1 protein-coding gene and 1 pseudogene are annotated in these 1,713 nt (G+C 79.3%); one reads left to right on the top strand and one right to left on the bottom strand.

Going from position 1 to position 1,713, the window contains the following annotated elements; all coding sequences use genetic code 11:
- Nucleotides 1-191 precede the first annotated feature (191 nt).
- A complete protein-coding gene (locus G6556_RS18700) occupies nucleotides 192-1,136 on the top strand; it encodes a GGDEF domain-containing protein (RefSeq protein WP_166944638.1) in 945 nt (314 codons plus the stop codon).
- 6 nt (nucleotides 1,137-1,142) lie between these two features.
- Here G6556_RS18700 and G6556_RS18695 read toward each other — a convergent pair.
- Nucleotides 1,143-1,713, bottom strand: a pseudogene (locus tag G6556_RS18695) (monooxygenase); the annotation flags it as partial.

The raw sequence follows: 1,713 nt of genomic DNA, 5'->3' as shown, positions 1-1,713 counted from the left end.
CGGCGGGGGAGCGGCGGTCACCCGCGTGACGGTAGCCGAGACCACCCGGGGTCCGATCGGGTGACGGCGGTCCGACGTGGCCGGGCCGTCCGGGTGAGCGCGCGCCCGCGCCGCCCGGAAGAACCGGACGTGTCACGGACTTCACCCGGTCGGGAGCCGCGCCGGGCGCGCGGACACGGCACCATCGGGCCATGCCGACGGTGGAGCAGACGCCGCACGGGGACCCGCGACCGCAGCTCGCCGTGGCGTTCCTCGTCGTCTCCGTGCTGACCGCCGTCGGTGGCCTGACCCCGCTGGACCCGCAGGCGCCGACCGGCCGCTGGGCCATTGCCGCGGCCGCGTACGCGGTGCTGGCGGTCCTCGCCGTGACCCTGCCCGCGCACCCGACCAGCACCCAGGCCGTGCTGGTCGCGGGCGTCGTGGTCGCCGGGGGCGTGCTCGCGAGCTGCCGGGCGACCGAGGGGGTCGTCGTGCTCGCCCTCGGCGTCGTCCTCGCGGGGCAGGTCGCCGCGTCCGTGCTGGACACCCGCCGAGCCGCGGTCGTGGTGGCCGCCGCGGCCGCGACCCTCGCCCTCGGTGCGTGGCTCGCCGTGGCCCCGGTGCACGCCACCACCGTCGTCAGCATGGCGACGCTGGGCGTCCTGTCCTGCGTGCTGCTCGGCTGGCAGGGCCGGCGCCTGCGCGCGGCGGGCGGGACGGACCACCTGACCGGCGCGCTCACCCGCGGTCCGTTCTACGAGCGGCTCGAGGCCGCGGTCGCGCGGGCGCGCCGCCGCGGTCAGCCGCTCGCGGTCGTGGCGCTCGACATCGACGACTTCCGGCGGGTCAACGACACGCACGGCCACCTCGGGGCCGACGACCTCATGGCCGACCTGGTCGACCGCTGGCGCGCGGAGCTCGACCGGGCGGGGTTCGTGGGGCGGCTCGGCGGTGACGAGTTCGTCGCGGTGCTGCCCGGGCACGACGAGACGGCCGCGCGGCGCTGGGCTGCCCTGGCGTGCGCGTGGAACCCGCTGCCGTGCAGCGCCGGCGTGGCGGTCCTCGCGCCGGGCGACGCGGTGCGCGACCTGCTGGTGCGCGCGGACGCCGACCTCTGGGCCGACAAGCACGACCGCAAGGCGGGCGCCCCCGCGTAGGCCGGGTCAGCGGGCGAGGCGCTCCACGGCACCGGCGAACACCGGCGGCAGGCGCACCGCCGCCGGCACCAGCGCGCCGCGCAGCGGGGACGTCGCGACGGCCACCAGCGTGGACGTCAGCAGCCGGTAGTCCCGGGTCGCGGCGGCCCACGCGCGCTCGTAGCCCGCGGGGTCGTCCAGGTGCGCCACCGCGGCGACCGCCTGGGCGAAGCCGAGCCGCAACCCCTCGCCGGTCAGCGCGTCCACGTAGCCCGACGCGTCGCCGACCAGCAGCACCCGACCGGCGGTCCGTGCCCGGGTCCGCTGCCGGAGCGGGCCCGCGCCGCGGTCGGCGGCGTCCACCGGCGCCCCGGCGAGGCGGGCCGCGAGGGCGGGCATCGCGGCCAGCTCGGCGTCGACGTCCACCGGCGCGGGCCCCAGCAGGGCCACCCCGACGAGGTCCGGGCCGACGGGGGTCACGTACGCCTCGGCCTGCCGGCCCCAGTGCACCTCGACCAGGTCGGTCCACGGGGCGACCCGGTAGTGCCGGCGGACGCCGAACCGCCGGGCGGACCGCGCCCGCGCAGGCGTCCCGTCC

It is taken from the genome of Cellulomonas sp. IC4_254 (assembly GCF_011603975.1).
Classification (GTDB): Bacteria; Actinomycetota; Actinomycetes; order Actinomycetales; family Cellulomonadaceae; genus Cellulomonas.
The sequence above is the reverse complement of the archived record's forward strand: the minus strand, read 5'-3'. Positions and strand labels throughout refer to the sequence as shown.

Coding starts and splice junctions, on each gene's coding strand:
- G6556_RS18700 (WP_166944638.1), top strand. CDS start 192: ATGCCGACGGTGGAGCAGACGCCGCACGGGGACCCGCGACCGCAGCTC.